This window comes from Sporichthyaceae bacterium (assembly GCA_036269075.1).
GTDB lineage: Bacteria > Actinomycetota > Actinomycetes > Sporichthyales > Sporichthyaceae > DASQPJ01.
Map to the genome: position 1 here is coordinate 1 of DATASX010000041.1, position 20,614 is coordinate 20,614.

Sequence of the window (20,614 nt, forward strand, 5' to 3'; positions counted from 1 at the left end):
ACGCCCGATCCCAACTCAACGCACGCGCCGCGTCCTCCCAGAACGCCAACCGATCAGTAGCCTCGGCATAAATCCCCGGCTGAGCATTCGCCCCAGCCGCGAACCCAGCCGGCGGATCGAACCGGCGCGCCTCGTGCAGCAGGGCATCCAGGGCGACATTCTGGTCAGTCACGGCCAACCTCCAAGGACTCCGACTCGGATCCCGCCAACGTATCCCGGCCCCGCCGCCGCGACACCAGTCGGGCGGCGCCGAATCCGAGGACGAGTGAACAGGTGTGCCCGAGGCTGGTGAAGGTGTGCTCGGTCAGCACCGGTCCGGCGAAGTATCCGACCAGTCCCAGCGCGTAGGCCGGGCGCAGCAGGCGCGGCACCCGGGAGACCACGAACGCCCCCAGGCACACCCCGGCGTAGCTGACGCCTACGTCGATCACGTGCGCGATGTTCGGGTCCTCATGGCCGTGCACGACTGCCTCGTGCAGCACGGCCGCGACGATCAGCGTCGAGCCGACGTGCCCCAAGACCGCCACCGCGATCGTGGCCCGGCGGCCGACCCAGCGCTGCGCTGCACCGTATGCCAGCACCAGGAACGGGAGTTGGTAGAGGCTCCACGCCGTCGACACCACGAACACGCTGGCGACCAGTGAGAACAGCGGGTGGTGTGCCAGGTTGTCGAGGTTGGTGCTGGCGCGCTGCACGAACCGCTGGTGCACGCCGTCCGGCAGCACGGCCAGCGTCAGCGCGGTGGCCGCGACGATGCCGGAGTAGGCCAGGCCGACGTCGCGTCCGGTCCACCACCGGCGCCCCGGCGGCCGGGCCGGGCGGGCGCGGCGCAGCCTCACCCGCGGTCACCCATGTCGGGAAGCTACCGGCTCACTGCTTGGCGACGGCACTCCAGAACGCGTCGCGCAGCGCGAATCGCGGTTCCTGCGGCAGGTCGTAGATGCCGAGCTTGTTCGACAGGTCGGTGAGCAGGGTGCGGTCGACCTCAGGCGGAATGAAGGGCCGGCCCTTGAGCAGATCGGCCCGCGACTCCTCCGGCGCCCCGCGGAACAGGTTCTGCACGACCTTCTCGACCACGTAGGAGATGGCCTCGTCGACGACCGAGTCGGCCAGCGAGTTCAGGTAGTAGCCGTTCGAGGAGCTGACATAGGCCGGGACGGACCGGACCGAGGGCACCGGGCGGATCGCCGCGAGCGGCCGTGCCTGGGACACGAGCAGCGGTGTCGGCCGGTCCGCCGTGCGGGTGCCGGCTTCCGAGTCGCCCGTCAGGTCCGGCACGAGCGCCAGCGAGGGCGGGGAGTTGGCCAGGTCGTAGCTCGCGGAGGAGCACCGCCGAACCCGCGCTTCGATCGAACCGGCGGCGATGAACTCCATCCGGTCCACGGTCATCTGCAGGTGCTGGCTGACGGCGATCGCCGAGTCGGCCTCGTCGGGCACGACCAGCGCGATCACCTGGACGCCGAGGTCCTGCGCGGCCTCGACGGCCTCGGACAGGTCGTCGTCGCCGGAGATCAGGTAGACCACCTCGGCCACGCCGTTGCGCGACTGCCCGATCAGGTCCAGGGCGAGTTTGAGGTCGACGCCCTTCTGCTCACCGTTGTAGCCGGAGCGGCCCAGCCGCAGCTTGACCCGCGGCAGCTTGGCGATCTCGCGCTGGACCGGCGACGGCGCGCCGGTCCGGGTGCCGGCGTCGTACCAGTGGATCCGCAGCAGCGGCAGGCCGCTGTCGGCCTGCACCTGGGCGGTCAGGTCGCCCAGCAGACCGGGGACGTCCATGTCGGTCGCGCCGCGCAGCGACGTGCCGGTCACGCGGGTTGAGGCGGCGGCCATCAGATACCCGGCGTCGACGAACAGGCTGCAATAGGACGTCACGGGCCAAGTGTCCGCAAGCCGCAGGCGTTCATGAATCGGCTCAACGGGCCCACCGCCGTGGGCCGAACGAACGACCCGAGCTGTGTCAGGCCTTGGGCTGCGGCAGGTGCGCGCTGATCCAGGTCAGCGCGAACGGGATCTCGCGGTTCCAGCTGCGGAAGTTGTGACCGCCGTGCGGCAACGCCAGCTCGTCGGCCTCCATCGGGGCCTTTACGGCGTGCAGCCACTTCAGCGCGGTGGTGTACCCGTCGGTGCCGTGCTCGTCGCGGGCGGTGGCCACCAAGAGCGATACCGGTGGCGGTGGCAGGTGCTGGAGACGCCACAGGAGGTCGTTCTGGTCGCGCAGGTTCTGGTTGCCGGAGAAGATGCCGCGAGTCGTGTAGTCGGTGGCCGGCTCGGTGTAGCCGGACAGGGAGACCGCCGCGGTGAACCGCGCCGGGTCCATCGCCTGCACCTTGGCCGCGCAGTAGCCGCCGGTGGAGTCGCCCATCGTGCCCCAGCCGGTGGGCTGCAGCTCGAACATCGAGGTGACCAGCGCCGGGACGTCGTTCGTGAAGTAGTTCATCGTCTGGGGCCCGTGCGGCACGTTCGTGCACTCGGTGTCCCAGGGGAAGCTGGGTGCCGGCTGGAGCATCACCAGCACCATCGGTCCGGCGGTGCCCTTCTGGACGCCCGACAGCACCTGGTCCGGGTAGCGCAGCCGGGAGACCAGGTTGTGCTCGACGCCCGGGAAGCCCGTGAACACCTCGACGACCGGGATCGAGCGGGCCGCCTGGCCGGTGTGGAAGTAGGCCGGTGGCAGATAGACCATCGCAGGCTCGGACAGCCCGGTGGTCGGGCCCTTGAAGGTCGTGTTGACCACGGCGCCCTTGGTCGGCCAATCGGCCCGCTTGGACCAGGTACTCGTCTTCCAGCTCGCCGCCGCTGCCGGGATCGAGGCCGGTTGGACGTCGGCGGTCGGCGAGGCGGCCGAGACGAACGCCGTCTCGGTCTCCGCACCCGCGCCGAAGTGCGCGGTCGCCTGGGTCAGCGGGGCGGAAGGGGAGGTGCCCAGCAGGTCGGACCAGCTGCTGTAGAAGCCCCCCGCGTCGTTGACGACGACGCCGACCAGCGCCACGGTCGTGACCTGGCAGACGGCGACCAGCCCGAAGCGCAGGCTGCCCCCGCGCCAGCGCCCGCCGGGGACTCGCGACCAGGCCCACAGGCATGCGAAAGGCGCCGTGACCGCCAGCAGCGCGATCACGAGCAGCACAGTCACACCGGTCAGGGCCACGGGTGCGCACTCCTCGCTCCGGGGCACAGCGCCTGGACAACTACAGCGCCCGAAGAACTCCTGGCCCGCAGATTACAGGCGCGGAAATGCCGTGTGGTCAGCTCAGAGCCAATTGGCGGACAACTGTGTGCTTACCCGGTGAAGCGGGTGATATCTCTGCGGAGGTGATCGCCACGCAAGAGTGCCGCCCCGGCACGGGTAGGCTCCGCCGATGTCGCTGACCGGCACGCCGCTGCTGGTCGTGCTCACCGTGGTGACGCTCGCGATCCTCGGTGCCGCCCTGCACCCGGTCTTCCGACACCGGCTGCGACGCCTCGCGCTGGTCGCCACCGCACAGTTGTGCGCCGTCGCGCTGATCGGGGCCATGGCCAACGACTACGGCGACTTCTACCCGACCTGGGCCGACCTGTTCGGCGCCGTGCACGCCGGGTCCGGCACCACCGCGTCGTTCGGCGCGGCCGCCGTGGAACCGGGCGCGACCAACCTGCCGTACGGCGGTTCCGGCGACCTGCCCGCAGCTGCGGCCACCTCGATCGCAGCCGGGCTCTCCCCCACCGACTGGTCGAGGAAGGCCGACTGGCCGACCCGCGGGGCCGTGGTGCACCTGAAGGTGCCGGACGGTCCGGGCGGACCCGACGACGAGGTACTGGCCTGGCTGCCGCCCTCGTGGTTCAGCGGTGGGCCGGGCGCGGCCACGATGCCGATGCTCGAGATGCTCACCGGCTACCCGGGCACCCCCGACACCGTGATCAACAAGATGAAGGCCGCCGACGCGTTGCTGGCCGGGATCAAGGCCGGGACCTACCAGCCGACGGTCCTGCTGATCACCCGCCCGGTCCTGCCGTTCCCGCGCGACACCGAGTGCACCGACGTGCCCTCCGGGCCGCCGACCTTCAGCCGGATGGCGGACACCGTCCCGGACACCGCGGCCACGGAACTGCACCTGCACGTGACCGGGTTGGCCGCCGCCGGTTATTCGACCGGCGGCTACTGCGCGCTGAAATTGGCCATGCTCCGCCCGGACCGGTTCGCCGGCGGCGCCTCCATGTCCGGGTACTACGCGCCTGACCCGGGACTCAACAGCGGCGACCTGTTCGGCGGCAGTACCGCGACGAAGAACGCCAACGACCTGATGTGGCTGCTCGAGCACCACAAGCCGCCGCCCGCCTCGGTGCTGGTCGCCTGCTCCAAGGAGGAGCGCTTCGAGAGCGGTTACGCGGCCGCCCAGCAGTTCCTGGCCAAGGTCCACTCGCCGATGGCGGCCCAGGAGGTCGTGCTCGACAGCGGCGGGCACAACTTCGACACCTGGCGAGCCGAGTTCCCGAAGATCATGCCCTGGCTGGAGGGCCAACTGCAGCATCACCCGCTGCGTCAGCCCTTGGGGTAGACGGCGTAGATCGCCCGTGCGATCACCTGGTGGCCGGTGGCGTCGGGGTGGTCACCGTCAGCGCCGAGCAGGTTGGTGTCGTCGTTGGTGCCGCTCGGACCCTTGAACGCGGTCAGTGTCGAGATGTACTTGGCGCTCGACGCCTTCGCCGCCAGGCTCAGCGCATTGTTCACCGAGTCCGTGCAGGAGATCGAGGCCGCCATCGTGGTGCTGTCGTACTCGGAGCGGGCGACCGCGCCGTCCTCCTCGGCGGCCCAGTAGTCGAGCACCACCACGTGGGCCTTGGAGTTCAGTTTCTTGATCTTGCCGATCGCGTTGGTCACGTTGTCCTGCACGACCGTGGCGACGGCCGGGTAGACCTGCGACGGGTCGATCCCGATGCTCGCCTCGTCGAAGGCGTCGTCGTAGTCGTTGGCGCCGGTCATGATCAGCACGATCGTGGCGGACTTGATCGCGGCCTGGGCCTGCGTGGTCGCGAGCAGGTCGACGACGTCGCTGCTGGTCGTGCCACCGACCGCGAAGTTGTCGACGGTCGAGGTCTTGCCGGTCCGGTCGGTGATCAGGTCCGCGTAGTCCTGGACGAAGTCTCCGCACTCGCACCCGCCGCCGCCGGCCGGCACGGAGTCGCCGAACGCGACCACGCTCGCGCCCTTACCGGCCTTGTGCGCGACAGTCGGGATCGGTGTCAGCAGGACCGACGCGCTCGTGGCCGAATCGCTGCTGCCGCAGGCAGTCAGGGTGAGGGCGCCGACCAGCGCGAGGGCGCCGGCCACCCGGACTCTCGGCGCGATCTCCTCCACCCCCGACGGGCTCGCAGCGCGCAAGGGGTCGGGCGACCGCCGCGGGCTACCAGCGAGCGCGACTCTACTGTGCCCTCGATCAGTAACGTGCCTGTGTCGGCGAGGTGCGGGGAGGACGGAAGTGACGCAGACACCGGAGGAGATCCGCGCCGGAGCGGTGGCTCTGCTGGAGTCGCATTGGGACTCCGAACGCGGCCACACCTACCCGAACCTGTCCACGTACCCGCACCAGTGGCTGTGGGACTCCTGCTTCGCCGCGATCTGCTGGGAGGCCGTCGACCGTCCCGACCGCGGGCTGCGAGAGCTGACAAACGCGATGTCGGCGCAGTTCCCGGACGGCTTCGTGCCCCACATCCGCTACGCCGGGATCGGCGGCGGGCGCGGCCCGCGGACCGACGTCTCCTCCTACACCCAGCCGCCGATCCACGCGCACGCCGCGCGGGTCCTGTCGCGGACGCAGCACATCTCCGCCGACCTGCTGGACCGCATTCGTCGGCACCTGGAATGGCTGTGGACCCGGCGTCGCACCTCGGACGGCCTGCTGTTCGTCGTGCACCCCTGGGAGACCGGGGTCGACGACTGTCCGCGCTGGGACTCCTGGGCCGCCGCGTTCCTGGGCTTCGCCGATTGGCGGGACGTCGTGTGGACGCGGGAGTCGTTCACCCGGTTGGACCTGTGGCTGGTCATGCAGACGGAGTTCGACGCCGACGGGGAGGCCGTCGGCTCGCAGGTGTTCGCGGCCGCCCCGTCCGGCTTCAACGCGCTCACCGCGCACGCCGCGCGGGAGTACGCCGCGCTGAGCGGCGACACATTGTGGGCGGACCGCGCCACCGAGCTGGCCGCGGCGATCGATGCCCGGATGTGGAACCCGCAGACCGGGCTGTGGTCCGACGTGCCGCTGGTCGGCGGCGGCGAGGACTGCCACGTCCCGACCCTGGACGGCGTGCTGCCGGCACTGGTCACAGCCGACACCGAGCGGGCGGCCGCCGCGGTGGGGCAGTTGGCCGACCCGAACCGCTTCGCCGCCCCGTTCGGCGTGGCGGTCGTTGCCCGTGACCACCCGACCTGCGACCCGGGCGGCTACTGGCGCGGCGGGGCCTGGATGCAGATGAACTACCTGGCGCGGCTGACCGCACAGCGCTGCGGTCGCGCCGACATCGCCGAGCAGATCGCCGCGGTGTCGATGGCCGCGGTCGAGCACACCCGCTTCGCCGAGTACTGGAACATCGAGACCGGCGAAGGTCTCGGGGCGATCCCGCTGACCTGGTCGGCGCTGGTCGCGAGCATGCTGCCGCGCGACTGACGCCCCGGCCGGTTCGGTGGTTTCACCCTGCTGACGGCTCAATCGGGACGGCGGCCGCCAGGGCCTGGGCGATGGCGCGGTGGCCGGCCACGTTCGGGTGGTCGCCGTCGGCGGCAAGCAGCGCGCTCGGGTCGCGGTTGTCGCCGGCGCCGCGGAACAGTTGGACGGTCGGGACGTATGTCGCGCCCCCGGAGGTCGCTGCCGCCCACAGGGCGTTGTTGGCGACCTTGGTGGCCGCCAGGGTCGCCGCGCGCTGGACCGAGGTGTAGTCGTGCGCTGCGGCTTTGCCGTCCTCCAGCACGTTCCAGTACCCGAGCACCACGACCCGGACCTTCGGGCCGGCCAGCTGGCGGACCCGGCCGATCACCGAGACCATCGTCGACTTCAGGTTCGCGCCCGTGGCGGCGAACTGGGTCGTCGGCTTCGGGTTGTTGCCCAGCTGCTGGAACGGCGCCACGAAGTCGTTGGCGCCCACCATGACCAGCACCACCCCGGCCCGGCGGACCGAATCGGCGACGGCCGGCTGCTGCAGTTGCGCCAGCACGCCGTCGGCGACCAGGCCGGACACCGCGTAGTTGGTCCAGACCGTCTGGCGACCGGACGTGCGGTGGATGAGGTCCGCGTACATCGGCGGGAATGCCTGGCAGTCGCACGCGTACCCGGCGGGCACCGAGTCGCCGAACGCGACGACCCGGACCGTCGAGGAGGTGTCCTCGCCGAGGCCGAAGGTGCCGGTGCTCGAGAACGCCCCACGCCCGGGCAGGAACGCCACCAGCAGCAGGGCCAGCGAGGCGAGGCCCCCGAAGACGAAGCGGCCCCGCCTGGTGAACCGCACCCGGCTCCCCCGGTGTCGGGCGCCGCCGTGCGGCGCACCGTGCCCCGACCGGTCCATGGGTCCAATTCTGCGACGACTTGCCCCGGAAAGCTGGTTGGCCCACCCAAGCGAGCAACACGCGCCGTCCCAGGCGTCACACGACTGGCCTGACGTCCCGTCGGGATGGTTGGATCCGTCTCGGAACGCCTGGGAGGGACCTGTTCGCATGGGTGCGTGCCGTACCGCCGGCCTTGCGCTGGGCGCGCTCGTCCTGGCGACCGTGCTGCGCCCGGGCCTGGCCTCCGCCATCGACCTGCCGATCCCGCCCGGCCCCGCGGCATCCCCGACGCCGAACGCTGCGCCGCCGGCCCCGACCGCGCCCCCGACCGCCGCGCCGGCCGGGGGCCCGGGCACCGCGGTGCCCCAGGCGCCCCCGCTCGACCCGCGCTGCCGGACCGGCCGGGTCGTCTGCGTCGAGGAGACCACGCAACAGCTCTGGCTGGTGGTCGACGGTGTGGTGCGGATGAACCTGACGATCCGGCTCGGGGCGCCGTCGCACCCGACCCGGGAGGGCGCGTTCGGGATCTACTGGAAGGACCGCAAGCACGTCTCGTCGCTGTACCCCGGCCTGCCCATGCCGTACTCGCTGTTCTTCTCCCGCGGCGAGGCCGTGCACTACTCCCCGGAGTTCGCGCACAACGGCTACGACGTGTCCTCGCACGGTTGCATCGAGACGCGCGACAAGAAGCAGAGCGCCGCACTTTTCGAGCTGGTGCGCGTCGGTGACAAGGTGGTCGTCTACCGGTCCGGCGACAAGCACGGATCCCGCGACGCCGCCGGCCAGGTGACCTACACCTCGCCGCTGGTCACCGTCGAACCGGATCACGGCACCGGAGCTACCGGCGCGTAACCCCCGCGGCGACGAGGCGTAGCCTGCCCCCGTCACGCCATCACGGACCTACCCTGGGGGTCTCGAATGTCTGCAGTTCTCGAGCGTTACCGCCTCGTCTCCGACGGTCTGTCCGCGCGGGTCGCGGCCGTGCCCGCGGGGGCTTGGAGCAATTCCTCGCCGTGCGATGACTGGACCGCGCTCCAGATCATGGATCACGTGATCGGCAATGCGCGGGCCGTCGTCGACAGCATGAACGGCGTCGAGCACGTCAGCGCGCAGGTGCAGGACGTCGCGGGCGAGTGGGCCAAGGCGCGCGCCGCGGTCGAGGGGGTCCTGGCCGACCCGGAGCGGGCCGGCAAGGAGATCGCCGGGCCGACGGGCCCGATGCCGTTCGACGTCCTCGTCGGGCGATTTGCCTGCATGGACATCCTCGTCCACACCTGGGACCTGGCCCGGGCCACCGGCGGCGACGAGAACGTCGATGCCGAATTCGCCGCGCACGCCCTGGAGGGGCTGAAGCCGATGGACGCGATGATCCGCCGACCCGGGGTGTTCGGGCCCAAGGTGGAGCCGCCGCCCGGTGCCGACGCGGTGATCCAGCTGATGGCCTTCTGCGGACGGAAGGTCTGACGCGCACGAAAGCTGCGGTCCTGTGGGGGCCGGGGCAGAAGCGGGAGACCCGGGGCGCCGCCCATGTGACGCTGCGTCAGGCGGGCTGACGCCGAGTGCGATTGACATCCGCAGCGTCACCCGGGCGCGTTCCGCACCACCTTCGGACGAGTTCCGCCGAATGAGCCATGCCGAGCCGTGGCGCGCTGGCATTCGCCACCGCGGCCGCCCTGATCACCGCCGCCGCCCCGTCCCAGGCCGCGTCGGCCCCAGGGGTGGTCACCGAATTCAAGGCCCGCGACATCAGCGCACCGACGGGAATCTCTGCCGGCCCTACGGTTCGGTCTGGTTCACCGAGCTCGGCCAAGTGGGCTCCGTCGACCATTCCGGGCACGTAGCCCATGGGGTGACGTTGTCCGGCGGATCCAGCCTTGGCGACGGGGAGGCAGCTATCTCCACCGCTCCGTTCGGAGTCACGATGGGACCGGACGGCAACATGTGGGTCGCCGAGAGCGGGACGGGCGCCCTCGGCAACGGATGTTTTTCACCCCCCGCCCTCAACGTCGACCGGATCGCCCGGATCACGCCCTATGGCTCCGCGACGGAGTTCGCCTCCGGCATCACCAACTGCAGCAACCCGACGGAAATCGTCACCGGACCGGACAAGAACTTGTGGTTCACCGAACCCGGTGCCGACAAGATCGGAATGATCACCACCAGCGGCAAGGTGACCGAATTCCCGCTCACCACCGGCGCGAAGCCGCAGGGGATAACCGCCGGGCCGGTCGGCAGCGGCACCGTGTGGTTCACCGAGCAGAACAGCGGCTTGGTGGGCCGGATCACCAGCGGCGTCGGGCACTGATCCGAGGCAGCAACGGGCGAGGCGTAGCCTGCCCGGCAAAGCCGCTGCAACGCCCCTGGGAGCGCGGCCATGTCCGCACTGTGCGAGGAAGGGGAGATCCGATGAAGACCAAGGCCGCGGTCCTGTGGGGGCTGGAGCAGAAGTGGGAGGTCGAGGAGATCGACCTCGACCCGCCCAAGGCCGCCGAGGTGCTGGTCAAGCTCGCCGCGAGCGGCCTGTGCCACTCCGACGAGCACCTCGTCACCGGTGACATCCCGATCCCGTTCCCGGTCGTCGGCGGCCACGAGGGTGCCGGGGTCGTGGTCGAGGTCGGCCCGGGCGTGACCGACGTCGCGGTCGGCGACCACGTGGTGCTGAGCTTCCTGCCCGCCTGCGGTCGGTGCGCGTACTGCGCGCGCGGGATGACGAACCTGTGCGACTCCGGCGCGGCGGTGGTCCTCGGGCCGCAGCTCGATGGCACCTATCGGTTCCACGCCCGCGGCGAGGAGGTCGGGCAGATGTGTCTGCTCGGCACGTTCTCGGAGTACACGGTGGTGCCGGTGGCCTCGGTCGTGAAGATCGACGACGACATCCCGTTGGACAAGGCCGCACTCGTCGGGTGCGGGGTCACCACCGGTTACGGCAGCGTCGTGCGGACGGCCGAGGTGAAGGCCGGCGACACGGTGGTCGTCATGGGCGTCGGCGGCATCGGTGCCAACGCGGTGCAGGGCGCCCGGATCGCCGGGGCCCGATACATCGTGGCGATCGACCCGATCGAGTTCAAGCGCGAGGCCGCGCAGGAATTCGGTGCCACCCACGTCGCCGCCGACGCCGACGAGGCGTGGACGATCGTGGCGGAACTGACGCGGGGTCAGTACGCGGATGCCTGCATCATCACCACCGACGTGGCCGAGGGTTCCTACATCGGCCCGGCGCTCGGCCTGGTGGGCAAGCGGGGCCGCGTGGTTGTCACCGCGATCGGGCACCCGGACGAGATGTCGATCTCGGCGAACCTGTTCGAGCTGACGCTCTACGAGAAGCAGATCCGCGGCTCACTGTTCGGCTCGTCCAACGCCCAGCACGACATTCCGAGACTGCTCGAGCTCTACCGCGTCGGGCAGCTCAAGCTCGACGAGCTGATCACGCGGGAGTACTCGCTCGAGGAGGTCAACACCGGCTACGACGACATGAAGGCCGGCCGGAACATTCGGGGCCTCATCCGCTACAGCTGACTCAGCCTCAGACCCGGGCGGTGTCGCCGGAGAAGCGCCACGCGGCACCGCCGGTGAAGACCACCAACCAGCAGATCAGGTTCACCGGCCAGACCCAGTCGAAGCCGCCATCCCCCAACGGAGCGTGGACGAGGCCGTTGAGCCCGTACAGCGGGGTGAAGGCGGCAATCTCGCGCATCACATGGGAGAACTGGCTCAGCGGGATGAACAGCCCGCCGCCGAAACTGCACAACATCAGCAGGAACCCGATGATCTGCATGACGTTCTCCGACGGCAGCAGGTAGCCGATGAACAGCCCCAGCGCGCTGAACACCAAGGCGCCGACCCACGCGATCAGCGCCGTGACGATCCAGACCCAGGTGGGCATGTGCGGCTTGTGCGTGACCACGCCGACGATGTAGACGATGAGCACCGAGGCCCCGCCGAGCACCAGCGAGGTGACCATCTTCACCGCGATGTAGGCCGCCGGGACCATCGGCGTCACCCGTAACTGGCGGCTCCAACCCGCGGAACGTTCGAGGGAGACCATCGCCCCGCCGCTGGTGCACGCGAGCACGGCGCCGTAGAGCGCCATCGAGATCATCACCGACGCCGACTCGTTACCCCGGCCGTGCGGCAGGTCCGCGTAGGCGGAGTTGAGGCCGAACACCAGGAACCAGATCGGTGGCAGGACCACCGTGAAGACCAGGGTCCGCTTGTTGCGCAGCAGTCGAGTGACCTCGATGCGGACCACGGTCGGATTGAACCCGCCGAACCGCGACTCGGGCCGGGCGAGTGCTGCGCTGACGTCCAGGGCTTCGGTGTTCATGCGGCAGCCATGCTCATGCGACAGCCTCCGGGGTGTCGGCGGTCAACGCCACGAATGCGTCCTCCAGGCCGGCCGCGTTGATCTCCAGATCGCGAGCGGCAGTGTTGTTGAGCAGGTGGCGTGCCACCAGGTCGCTGTCGGTGGCGGTCAGCACGACCAGGTCACCGCGGATGTCGACGGCGGTGACCCCGGGCAGCGCGCGCAGCACGGCCTCCTGCGCGCCGGGCAACGTCGCGCGCACGACCCGGCCGGCAGCGCGGGACTTGACCTGGGCCGAGGTGCCGTCGGCGACGATCTCGCCGCGCCGCAGCAGCACGACGCGGTCGGCGTAGTCGTCGGCCTCCTCCAGGTAGTGGGTCGCGAACATGATCGTGCGGCCGCGCTGCGCGTCGGTCCGGATCGCCCGCCAGAACTCGCGGCGGCCTTCCACGTCCATGCCCTGGGTGGGCTCGTCGAGGATCAGCAGCGCCGGGTCCGGCAGCAGCGCCATCGCGAAGCGCAGCCGCTGTTGCTCACCGCCGGAGCACTTGCCGACCAGCCGGCCGCGGATCCCGCTGATGCCGGCCCGTTCGAGCACCTCGTCGACCGGACGGGTCGCCGGGAACAGCGACGCGGTGTACTCGACGGTCTCGGCCACGGTCAGGTCGCGCAGCAGGCCGCCGGTCTGCATCACCGCCGCGACCATCCCCTTGCGCACTGCGTGCCCGGGAGTGGTGCCGTAGACCTCCACGCTGCCGGCCGACGGTTTGGCCAGCCCGAGGATCATGTCGATCGTGGTCGTCTTGCCCGCACCGTTCGGGCCGAGGAACGCCATCACCTGACCGGAGGGCACCGTCAGGTCGATCCCCCGCACCGCCTGCACCGAACCGAAATTCTTGTGCACCCCGACCAGGCGGACTGCTGCCGGACCCGTCATCAGCCGACCGCCACTCGGTTCAGGACCTCGTCCAGGAACAGCCGGGCGGCCGCGAACGACCTCCTGTCGGTCGGCTCGTGGTAGGCGATTCCGGGGGCGACCGCCGGCACGACGCGGTGGGTGAACCCGTGCACCGCGCCGCCGTACGCGTTCAGCTGCCAGTCCGCGCCGGCCGCCTGCATCTCCGCCACGAACGCCACCACATCCGGCATCGGGACGTGCGGGTCGTCCGCGCCGTGGCAGGCGAGCACCGGGACGGTCATCGAGTCCGGCGCCGCCGGCCGCGCGGTGGCCAACGCGCCGTGCATGCTGACGACCCCGGCCAGCGGCAACCCGGCGCGCGCCATCGTGATCACCGTGAGCCCGCCGAAGCAGAACCCGAGGGCGGCGTGCCGACCGTCGGTCTCCGGGAGGGCGACCAACTGGTCCAGGCCGGCCCGAGCGCGGGCCACCAGGGCGTCGGGGTCCGCCCGCAGCGCTCCGATGGCCCCGAGCGCTTTCGCCCGGTCGCCGGCTGCACCCGGGCCGAACATGTCCGGCGCGAAGACCACGAACCCGAGGTCGACGTAGCGAGCGGCCTGGTCGGCGATGTGCGCATCGAGTCCCCCCGCGCCGTGGACCAGCAGCAACCCCGGCCGGCGGTCCGACCGGCTCTCGTCGAGCCACAGTTGACCGGTGAGCGCGGTGTCCCCGTCAAGGTACGGAATCTCACGACTGACCAGCCCCATCGCTTCCCCCTTCGGTCGGCCTCGGCTACTCGGCCAAGGCGTCATGCAGGTAGCCGGCTGTCGTCTCGCTGTAGGCCACCAGACGGATCCGGCGAACTCGAGTCGTTGCCTCCCGGATCGCCGCAACCGCCACCCGTGCTGCTGCCCCCGATGGGTAACCGTAGACACCGGTCGAGATCGCCGGGAAGGCGATGCTGGTCGCGCCCAGTTGGTCGGCGATCTCCAACGACCGCCGGTAACAGGAAGCCAGCACCTCTGGCTCGCCGCTCGTCCCGCCGTGCCACACCGGGCCGACGGTGTGGATCACGTGGCGGACCGGTGGGTCGAGGCCGAAGCCCGGCGTGGCCTTGGCGTCGCCGGGGGCGCACGGCGCCAACGCGCCCGCGGCGTGCGCGAGTTCCGGTCCCGCGGCGCGGTGAATCGCCCCGTCGACCCCGCCGCCGCCGCGCAAGCCGGAGTTGGCGGCGTTGACGATCGCGTCGACACGCTCGTGCGTGATGTCGCCGATGACGACCTCGATCTCGACCACGGCACAGATCGTAGGATCAAGCGTGTCCTTCGAATCCAGCCCGGCGTTGACCCTTCCGACCGGCGACGGCGTCCTGCCTGATCACCTGCTCTCGGCGGCCGTGGCCGCCGGAGTAATCGACGCGGGCCAGTTCAAGATCCCGCGTTCGAACATCCAACCGGCCAGCCTCGACCTGCGGCTCGGCGAGGTCGCGTACCGCATCCAGTGCAGCTTCCTGCCGATGCAGCACAGCGTCGAGATGAGGATGAAGGACTTCATCGTCGACGAACTCGACCTGCACCGCGGCGGCGCGGTGCTGGAGACCGGCCGACCGTATCTGATCCCGCTCAAGGAGCGCCTGGCGCTGCCCGCGAACATGCGCGGCAAGGCGAACCCGAAGAGCTCCACCGGCCGCGCCGACGTGTTCACCCGGGTCATCACCGACAACAGTTCGCGGTTCGACGAGATCGACGCCGGCTACAACGGCGGGCTGTACCTGGAGGTCGTGCCGTTGTCGTTCCCGGTGCGGGTCCGCGAGGACCTGTCGCTGAACCAGATGCGGCTCTCGGTCGGTCGCGCCGAGTTGTCCGACGACGAACTGCGCGAGTTCCACCGCGCCGAGCCGATCCTGTTCTCCGACGGCGCCCCGGTCGCGGACGCCGACCTGGCGCTGGCCGACGGCCTGTTCCTCGGCCTTGACCTGCGCGGCCGTGGGCGCTCGGTCGGTTACCGCGCCCGCCACAGCGCACCGCTGCTCGACCTCACCCAGATCGGCGTGGCCGACCCGGCCGCGTACTGGGAGAACGTGCCGCACTCCGACCGTGACCGATTGATCCTGACGCCGAAGGACTTCTACCTGCTGATGTCGCGCGAGGCCGTGCGGGTACCGCCGCGACTGGCGGCGGAAATGACCGCCTACGACCCGACCAGTGGCGAATTGCGCACCCATTACGCCGGATTCTTCGACCCGGGATTCGGCTACGACCCGTCGGATGCATTCCTCGGTTCGACCGCCGCGCTCGAGGTGCGGGCCCACGACGTGCCGTTCATGATCGAGCACCGGCAGCGGGTCTGCAAACTCACCTTCGAGCGGATGCTGGCCGAGCCGTCGCACCTTTACGGGCAAGGAATCGGGTCGAACTACCAGCGCCAGACCGAGACCCTCGGCAAGCACTTCCGGATGCCCTCCTCGGGCTGACCGAACGCGGCGCGAGGGCTATGTACGACATGTCGTCGCGCAATCGCAACAGTTCCAAAACCCTGATTCCCGAGCCCGCCATGGTCGGTCCAATTCCGTCGCGATCAATGCCCGGATGATGAATCTTTTCAGCTATGACGACCAAGGACGTGGCGCGCAAGGGCGTCGTCGGTGCCGGCGTGGTGTTCCTCGCGGTAATGGTCACCGCCGCGGTGTACCCGCCGGCCGTGGGTGTGTCGCGCGGCCGGGACAGCGCCCCGGCGCCCGTCGCCGCCGACACCTCCGCCGCCGCGGCCCCGGCGCCCGCAATGGCCTCCGGGCCGATCGCCATGCGTGCCGTGCACCTGACCGGCGCGCAGTGGGCCACGCCGGCCGTCCATGACGCCGTCCTGCAGATGATCTCGACCCACCAGATCGACACCGTCGTGCTGGACATCCGCGACGAGACCGGAACGGTCAACTACTCCTCGACCGTGCCGTTGGCCAAGCAGGTCGGCGACATCCACGACTACTACGACCCCAAGACAGTCGCCACCCAGTTGCACGCGCTGGGCGTGCGCGTGGTCGGCCGCCTGGTCGCCTTCCAGGACCCGACGTTGGCCGCCTGGGCCTGGGACAACGGGCACCACGACTGGGTCGCGCAGGACAGTGCCGGCCAGCCGTTCCACCCGGCCGCCGCACCCACTGCGGACGTCCCGAACCTGGCCAGCGCGGACGTGCAGAACTTCGCGATCGACCTGGCCAAGGAGGCGACCGCAGCCGGGTTCGACGACGTGATGTTCGACTACGTGCAGACCCCGGCTTCGACTGGTGTGGTCCTGCCCGGGCTGGGCACCACGGACGCCCAGGACGAACTCGCCCAGTTCCTCGGCACCGCCCGCAAGGCCGTGGACGCCGTCGGCGGGCATGTCGCCGCCGCGGTCGCCGGCACCAGCGTCCTCGACCCGAGCACGCTGGGCCAGAACGTCGCGAAGCTGGCTGCGAATGTCGACTGGTTGGCGCCGCAGATCTTCCCGTCGACCTATGCGGACAACGCCTACGACGTGACCACGCCGAACTCCGCCCCGCTGACGATCGTGGCCCGCGCGCTGAAGGACTGGAACACCGCGCTGCTCGGCACGAACGCCGTGTTGGTCCCCTGGTTGCAGGGCGCCCCGACCTACGACGCGACGCAGGTCGCCCAAGAGATCACGGGCGCCGGCGACGCCGGCATCAACTCCTGGATGCTGTCGAGCCCCGACGGCACCTACCAGTCGATCGACCTGGCCCCGAACAGCGCGAGCGCGACCGCGGACGCGCCGGGCCAACTGATCTACTCCTCGGCCAAGGCCGGCTCCTACTCGGTCGGGACCACCGACAAGACCCGCGCCGAGCAGGTCGCGCTCACCGACCGCCCGGACACCGCGGCGAACCTGAGGACCACCGGCGTCGACGTCGAACCGTTGCCGAGCGCGCCGCCGGTCGCGCCGCCCAAACCAGTGGTCACCACCAAGCCGGTGACGAAGCCGGTCACCACCAAGCCGGTGACCACGAAGAAGCCCACGCCGCCGAAGACCACCACGCCCCCGGCCACGCCGCCCAAGACCACGACCCCCACGCCGAAGCCCACCCCGCCTGCGACGACGCCGACCACCCCGCCCCCGGCCACGCCGAAGAGCTGACGTCAGACCAGGGCCGGACTCTCGGCGGGCGCCTCCGCGGGGATCGGCTCCGGCAGGCGCGGCAGGTGCAACTCGCGGCGGATCCGCTCCTCCAGCCTCGCGAAGGCCGCGTTGGTGTCGCGCATGGCTTTCTCGAAGCCGCCGGAGTCCGTGCACTCCCAGACCCGGGCCCAGGAATCCGGCAGCGTCGCGAGGAACGCTCGCAGTCGGGTCGCCACCTCGTTGGTCCCGTCGCCGTCCGTTCCGTGCAGACCGACCCGGACCCGCATCGCACAGACCGCGGGATCCGTCCGCAGCGCGCGGTAGAGCTCGGGCACCCGGTCCTTGCCGGCCCGTCGCAGTTCCGGATCAGCGAGCTCCTGCGGGTGCGGCTCCATGAGCTGCATGATCCGAGTGCACTGCGCCAGCACCTCCTCGTAGGTCTGGGTCTTCTTGTCCAGCTCCCACTGCTCGCGGATCAACTTCCGATTGTGAACAAAGGTGCGGCGGGACACGAACAGCGCCACGACCACCGCGGCCACCGCGGCAAAGCTGCCGGCCCGGACCCACCAGTCAGCTGCGTCGGAGACATACACCTGCACCGGCGCCGAGATCATCATCATCTAGGCACCGTAGCCGCCGGCGCCGGGCGGTCAGTGACCTTGGTACGGCGCGCCGTGCTTCCCGGACTTGACGCGGTCGGACACCTCGCGCCACAAGGCCGCGTAGGCCCGGGCGGCGCTGCTGCGCGGCGCCCACTGCACGACCGGGGCGCGGTGGGTCCCCATCTGCTCCACCACGGCCGCTGCCGGGATCGCGGTTCGGGCCATCTCGATCCGCTTGTCCGGGACGTGCTCGGACATCTCGCGATGCATTCGCCGACGCATGTCGACCATCGAGAGGAAGGCGAGGATCGGCGGGGTTCGCCCGGGGGTTTCGTCGGCGAAGGCGGCCAACTGGTCCAGCGTCCGCAACGACAACGGCGAGGGCAGTACCGGGGCGACCACGAGGTCGGCCGCCCGGACGATGTTCTCCGAGATCAGCGAGACGCTCGGCGCACAGTCCATCACCACCAGGTCGTACTCCTCTGCCAGGCGGTCGATCAGGATGCCCAAGCGCTTGGTGGGCCGCTTCTGCTCGTCCAGGAAGAGGTCCAGGTACCGGTAGGAGGAGTCGGCCGGGAGGATGTCGAGGTTCGGGAAGTCGCTGGCCTTGATCGCGTCGGCGACCTCCTTGCCACCGCGCATGAGCGCTTTGGCCCCGCCCTTGACCTTGGGCTGCACCCGGAAAAGGAACGTCGCCCCGCCTTGCGGGTCCAGGTCCCACAGCAAGGTGCGGCGGCCCTCGGCGGCACTGAGCCACGAGAGGTTCGTGGCGGCGGTGGTCTTCCCGACGCCGCCCTTGATGCTGTACGCGGCGATCACCTTCACTGCGTGGCCACCATGTCCGCGAAGCGCTTCCGGTTGTCCTGGCCGTGGAAGGTCGCCCACCGTGCCGCGAAGTCCTCGCGTGCGGCATCCTGACGGTGCCTCAGATCGCGGCCCATCGCCCCCATCGTGAGCAGGCACTCGATGGAAGCCTTGGTGCCGCGCAGTTCGGTGGCGCAGTCGCGCACCAGGAACCATTGCGCCTCGAAGTCCTGGAAACCGCCGAGGTTGTCCTGCAGCACCTTGAGCTCGTCGATCAGTGCCTTGTAGGTGCGCGCGTCGTAGAGGCAGGCGAAGAACTCGAGCAGGTAACGCAATTCCTTGCAGCGCTTGCGCAGGTCGTGCAGATTCTCCGCGGGCGAGTCGGGGGTGATCGCGCCGCCCATCTTGCCGACCTTGGCCCAGGTGCGGGAGAGGAGATCGCGGGCCACCCGACCGACCGGGACGGCTGTGGTCGGGCCGAGTCCGGGCCTGGCAAGGTCGCGCTCCCATCCGGACAACAGATCGGTGAATCGCTGCGAGCGCAGTGCTCGGTTCAACTGGCTGTGCGAGCGTCGGCACCAGCGTTCCAGCAACGACCGGAACGGCTCGACGTTCGCCAACTCCTCGGTGGACAGGCCGGGGCCGAAATCCAGCAACTGCACATCGAGGTCACGGGGAGTCGAAGTAGCGTCGCCGAGCCATTTCAACTCCCCGCTCCAGTGCCCCCGCCACTCCTCGGTGACGACGCCCTGGGATGCCTTAAGAACGGACCGGGCGCGCCGCACCGCCACCCGCAGGTCGTGCAGGAACTCGGTGTCGAGCTCGCGCAGCGTGCCGTCGAGGTTGTCGCGGACGATCCCCAGCAGTTGCCCCAGTGTGTCGGCGAAGGCGGCGCCGGCCGGGGTGTCAGCGGCGAACTTGGAGTCCGGCTTGGATCGGAACGCGCCCGGCTTCAGACCGCCGGCGACGGCCAACGACGCGAACAACGTACTGCCGGCCGGTATCAGGCCGGGTGTGGCTGCCAGCAGCTTCGCGACCCGGGTGGCGTCGGGGTCGTAGCCGCGCAGCGGTTCGACCCGCACGCGGGTGACGGCCGCGTCGACGACGCCGTCTGCGACGAACGGGCCGTCGACCGCGATCCGTACGACGGTCTTCTCCTCGACGTCCAGGACGGCGAGAAGCGACGTCGGGCCCTCCGCGGCCAACCGCGGCAACAGGGCGCGGATCCCGGTCAGCGGCAGCACGCGGTCGGCGATCGGTCCGGCAGGCAGGCTGCGCTCGGAGACCGGACGCTTTCCGACGGGCGTGCGGCCCACCGGGTTGCCCGCCAGGTCGGAGAGCACCAGGGTGGCGTCGGCGCCGCGGGTGCGCTGCTCGAGCAGCAGCCCGGCGCGGAACAGGCTCCAGTCGTACGTGTCGAGCCAGACCCGGCGTTCGGCCTCGGACTCGACGATTCGTGCGGCCGCGGACTCGGCTACGAGGGCCGGCGCGTCCTGGACTGACGCGGCGTCAGTCGAGAACTCAGTCGCCAACCGGTCACCTCACGTTCATCCAGGAGGGCGCCACCGTACAACCTCAAGATGAACAGAACGGATGGCCCGGCGAACCACGGCCGTCCGATGTCGACCAGGCCACGAGCCCCGGCGGCGGGCCGACCTGATCAGAACGGTGGGCTCTCGTTGGGCGTCGGGATCGCAGGAAGCGGCGGGAGAACTCGCTCGGTGGGTGGGTCAATGCCGTCGGGGTCGGGGGGGGTCGGGGGGCCGGGTTCGGTAGGTACGTCCGGACGGTGTGGTCAGGGTCAGGGTGCCGTCGGGGTCCTGGGTGGCTGACCAGCCGGGCAGGTGCTTGAGACGGTGGTGTTTCGGGCAGCGCAGTGCGAGGTTCTTGGTCAGGGTCGGGCCGCCGCCGGTGTGGGCGATGGTGTGGTCGTGCTCGGTGCGGGTGGCCCGGCAACCGGGGTGCACGCAATGCTGGTCACGGGCTTTCACGTAGTGGGCTTGGGCCGCGGTAGGGAGGCGGCGGGTGGGGTCGGCGTTCAGGTCGGGGTCGGTGGAGATGACCTGGATCTGGTAGCTGATCCGGGGGGCCAGGTCGGCGGGAAGCAGATAGTCGACCAGCGCGTCGGCACGGACGGCGTCGATGCCGCGCTCATCCCCTGGGGACCATCGCCTGGTGCGCGGTGGCGTCGATGACCGCCCACGCGGCCTCGGCGACCGGGGTGGGCAGGATGGCCTCCAGGCCGGACATGCCGTCCCCGATCTCCCACATCTTCACCGAGCGTTGCGCGATGGCCTTGGCACGGCGCTTGGCAACAGCGTCCGCGTCGACGCGGGCCACGGCGCGGCGGGTGGCCCGGCGCAGGTTGGCCGGGGTCAGCCCCT

At 70.4% G+C, this 20,614-nt stretch carries 22 protein-coding genes; 8 read left to right on the forward strand and 14 right to left on the reverse strand.

Annotated features, from left to right (window positions below):
• Window positions 1–164: 164 nt before the first annotated feature.
• From VHU88_08195 to VHU88_08205, 3 genes are all read right to left on the reverse strand, one after another.
• On the reverse strand, window positions 165–839 hold the full coding sequence (locus tag VHU88_08195; protein HEX3611649.1) for a rhomboid-like protein: 675 nt from the start codon (window positions 837–839) through the stop codon (window positions 165–167).
• 31 nt (window positions 840–870) lie between these two features.
• A complete protein-coding gene (locus tag VHU88_08200) occupies window positions 871–1,872 on the reverse strand; it encodes an NYN domain-containing protein (GenBank protein HEX3611650.1) in 1,002 nt (333 codons plus the stop codon).
• A gap of 85 nt (window positions 1,873–1,957) precedes the next feature.
• Window positions 1,958–3,145 carry an alpha/beta hydrolase-fold protein gene (locus tag VHU88_08205; protein ID HEX3611651.1) on the reverse strand — a complete coding sequence of 396 codons (1,188 nt, stop codon included), beginning with the start codon at window positions 3,143–3,145 and terminating at the stop codon, window positions 1,958–1,960.
• Window positions 3,146–3,356: 211 nt separating this feature from the next.
• On the opposite strand from VHU88_08205, the gene VHU88_08210 reads away from it, so the two are divergent.
• Window positions 3,357–4,532: an alpha/beta hydrolase-fold protein gene (locus tag VHU88_08210; protein ID HEX3611652.1), complete on the forward strand. Its 1,176-nt coding sequence runs from the start codon at window positions 3,357–3,359 to the stop codon at window positions 4,530–4,532.
• Here the strand turns inward: VHU88_08210 and VHU88_08215 are convergent.
• Complete coding sequence (locus VHU88_08215) at window positions 4,517–5,332, reverse strand: SGNH/GDSL hydrolase family protein (GenBank protein HEX3611653.1); 816 nt, start codon at window positions 5,330–5,332, stop codon at window positions 4,517–4,519. The two genes, VHU88_08210 and VHU88_08215, sit on opposite strands and share 16 nt — an antisense overlap.
• 121 nt (window positions 5,333–5,453) lie before the next feature.
• Between VHU88_08215 and VHU88_08220 the strand changes: the two genes are divergently transcribed.
• A complete protein-coding gene (locus tag VHU88_08220) occupies window positions 5,454–6,635 on the forward strand; it encodes a hypothetical protein (GenBank protein ID HEX3611654.1) in 1,182 nt (393 codons plus the stop codon).
• Between the two features lie 22 nt (window positions 6,636–6,657).
• Here VHU88_08220 and VHU88_08225 read toward each other — a convergent pair whose 3' ends face one another.
• The gene (locus tag VHU88_08225; protein ID HEX3611655.1) at window positions 6,658–7,527 is read right to left on the reverse strand and encodes an SGNH/GDSL hydrolase family protein; all 870 of its coding nucleotides are present in this window, start codon (window positions 7,525–7,527) and stop codon (window positions 6,658–6,660) included.
• Window positions 7,528–7,675: 148 nt separating this feature from the next.
• Here VHU88_08225 and VHU88_08230 point away from each other — a divergent pair, with 148 nt between their 5' ends.
• The 4 genes from VHU88_08230 (at window position 7,676) to VHU88_08245 (ending at window position 11,023) form a co-directional block, all read left to right on the forward strand.
• Window positions 7,676–8,359: a L,D-transpeptidase gene (locus tag VHU88_08230; GenBank protein HEX3611656.1), complete on the forward strand. Its 684-nt coding sequence runs from the start codon at window positions 7,676–7,678 to the stop codon at window positions 8,357–8,359.
• Window positions 8,360–8,425: 66 nt separating this feature from the next.
• Complete coding sequence (locus tag VHU88_08235; protein HEX3611657.1) at window positions 8,426–8,971, forward strand: TIGR03086 family metal-binding protein; 546 nt, start codon at window positions 8,426–8,428, stop codon at window positions 8,969–8,971.
• Between the two features lie 160 nt (window positions 8,972–9,131).
• Entirely contained in the window at window positions 9,132–9,812 is a 681-nt protein-coding gene (locus tag VHU88_08240; GenBank protein HEX3611658.1) for a hypothetical protein, read from the forward strand.
• 101 nt (window positions 9,813–9,913) lie between these two features.
• On the forward strand, window positions 9,914–11,023 hold the full coding sequence (locus tag VHU88_08245) for an NDMA-dependent alcohol dehydrogenase (protein ID HEX3611659.1): 1,110 nt from the start codon (window positions 9,914–9,916) through the stop codon (window positions 11,021–11,023).
• Between the two features lie 7 nt (window positions 11,024–11,030).
• On the opposite strand, the gene VHU88_08250 is transcribed toward VHU88_08245, so the two are convergent.
• The 4 genes from VHU88_08250 to VHU88_08265 are packed head-to-tail and all read right to left on the reverse strand — an operon-like array spanning window position 11,031 to window position 14,004.
• Window positions 11,031–11,831 carry an ABC transporter permease gene (locus VHU88_08250; protein HEX3611660.1) on the reverse strand — a complete coding sequence of 267 codons (801 nt, stop codon included), beginning with the start codon at window positions 11,829–11,831 and terminating at the stop codon, window positions 11,031–11,033.
• 13 nt (window positions 11,832–11,844) lie between these two features.
• A complete protein-coding gene (locus VHU88_08255) occupies window positions 11,845–12,747 on the reverse strand; it encodes an ABC transporter ATP-binding protein (GenBank protein HEX3611661.1) in 903 nt (300 codons plus the stop codon).
• Complete coding sequence (locus VHU88_08260) at window positions 12,747–13,475, reverse strand: dienelactone hydrolase family protein (protein ID HEX3611662.1); 729 nt, start codon at window positions 13,473–13,475, stop codon at window positions 12,747–12,749. Before VHU88_08260 ends, VHU88_08255 begins: the two co-directional genes overlap by 1 nt.
• A gap of 25 nt (window positions 13,476–13,500) precedes the next feature.
• Entirely contained in the window at window positions 13,501–14,004 is a 504-nt protein-coding gene (locus tag VHU88_08265; GenBank protein ID HEX3611663.1) for an O-acetyl-ADP-ribose deacetylase, read from the reverse strand.
• Window positions 14,005–14,026: 22 nt separating this feature from the next.
• Between VHU88_08265 and VHU88_08270 the strand changes: the two genes are divergently transcribed.
• A complete protein-coding gene (locus VHU88_08270) occupies window positions 14,027–15,181 on the forward strand; it encodes a 2'-deoxycytidine 5'-triphosphate deaminase (GenBank protein ID HEX3611664.1) in 1,155 nt (384 codons plus the stop codon).
• A gap of 134 nt (window positions 15,182–15,315) precedes the next feature.
• A complete protein-coding gene (locus VHU88_08275) occupies window positions 15,316–16,842 on the forward strand; it encodes a putative glycoside hydrolase (protein HEX3611665.1) in 1,527 nt (508 codons plus the stop codon).
• Between the two features lie 2 nt (window positions 16,843–16,844).
• Here the strand turns inward: VHU88_08275 and VHU88_08280 are convergent, their stop codons facing one another.
• The 5 genes from VHU88_08280 to VHU88_08300 all read right to left on the reverse strand — a co-directional run.
• A complete protein-coding gene (locus VHU88_08280; GenBank protein ID HEX3611666.1) occupies window positions 16,845–17,444 on the reverse strand; it encodes a hypothetical protein in 600 nt (199 codons plus the stop codon).
• Window positions 17,445–17,474: 30 nt separating this feature from the next.
• Entirely contained in the window at window positions 17,475–18,251 is a 777-nt protein-coding gene (locus tag VHU88_08285) for a ParA family protein (GenBank protein HEX3611667.1), read from the reverse strand.
• Window positions 18,248–19,762: a CHAD domain-containing protein gene (locus VHU88_08290; protein ID HEX3611668.1), complete on the reverse strand. Its 1,515-nt coding sequence runs from the start codon at window positions 19,760–19,762 to the stop codon at window positions 18,248–18,250. Before VHU88_08290 ends, VHU88_08285 begins: the two co-directional genes overlap by 4 nt.
• A gap of 198 nt (window positions 19,763–19,960) precedes the next feature.
• Window positions 19,961–20,221, reverse strand: a complete 261-nt coding sequence (locus tag VHU88_08295) for an HNH endonuclease signature motif containing protein (protein HEX3611669.1) — start codon at window positions 20,219–20,221, stop codon at window positions 19,961–19,963.
• 160 nt (window positions 20,222–20,381) lie between these two features.
• On the reverse strand, window positions 20,382–20,614 hold a 233-nt coding region (locus VHU88_08300), incomplete at its 5' end, for a DUF222 domain-containing protein (protein ID HEX3611670.1).

What these genes read in the sequence shown, in the direction of transcription:
- VHU88_08225 (HEX3611655.1), bottom strand. Translation starts at nt 7,527, where the DNA reads ATGGACCGGTCGGGGCACGGTGCGCCGCACGGCGGCGCCCGACACCGG.
- VHU88_08240 (HEX3611658.1), top strand. Translation starts at nt 9,132, where the DNA reads ATGAGCCATGCCGAGCCGTGGCGCGCTGGCATTCGCCACCGCGGCCGC.
- VHU88_08230 (HEX3611656.1), top strand. Translation starts at nt 7,676, where the DNA reads ATGGGTGCGTGCCGTACCGCCGGCCTTGCGCTGGGCGCGCTCGTCCTG.
- VHU88_08210 (HEX3611652.1), top strand. Translation starts at nt 3,357, where the DNA reads ATGTCGCTGACCGGCACGCCGCTGCTGGTCGTGCTCACCGTGGTGACG.
- VHU88_08275 (HEX3611665.1), top strand. Translation starts at nt 15,316, where the DNA reads ATGACGACCAAGGACGTGGCGCGCAAGGGCGTCGTCGGTGCCGGCGTG.
- VHU88_08250 (HEX3611660.1), bottom strand. Translation starts at nt 11,831, where the DNA reads ATGAACACCGAAGCCCTGGACGTCAGCGCAGCACTCGCCCGGCCCGAG.
- VHU88_08255 (HEX3611661.1), bottom strand. Translation starts at nt 12,747, where the DNA reads ATGACGGGTCCGGCAGCAGTCCGCCTGGTCGGGGTGCACAAGAATTTC.
- VHU88_08245 (HEX3611659.1), top strand. Translation starts at nt 9,914, where the DNA reads ATGAAGACCAAGGCCGCGGTCCTGTGGGGGCTGGAGCAGAAGTGGGAG.
- VHU88_08235 (HEX3611657.1), top strand. Translation starts at nt 8,426, where the DNA reads ATGTCTGCAGTTCTCGAGCGTTACCGCCTCGTCTCCGACGGTCTGTCC.
- VHU88_08260 (HEX3611662.1), bottom strand. Translation starts at nt 13,475, where the DNA reads ATGGGGCTGGTCAGTCGTGAGATTCCGTACCTTGACGGGGACACCGCG.
- VHU88_08280 (HEX3611666.1), bottom strand. Translation starts at nt 17,444, where the DNA reads ATGATGATGATCTCGGCGCCGGTGCAGGTGTATGTCTCCGACGCAGCT.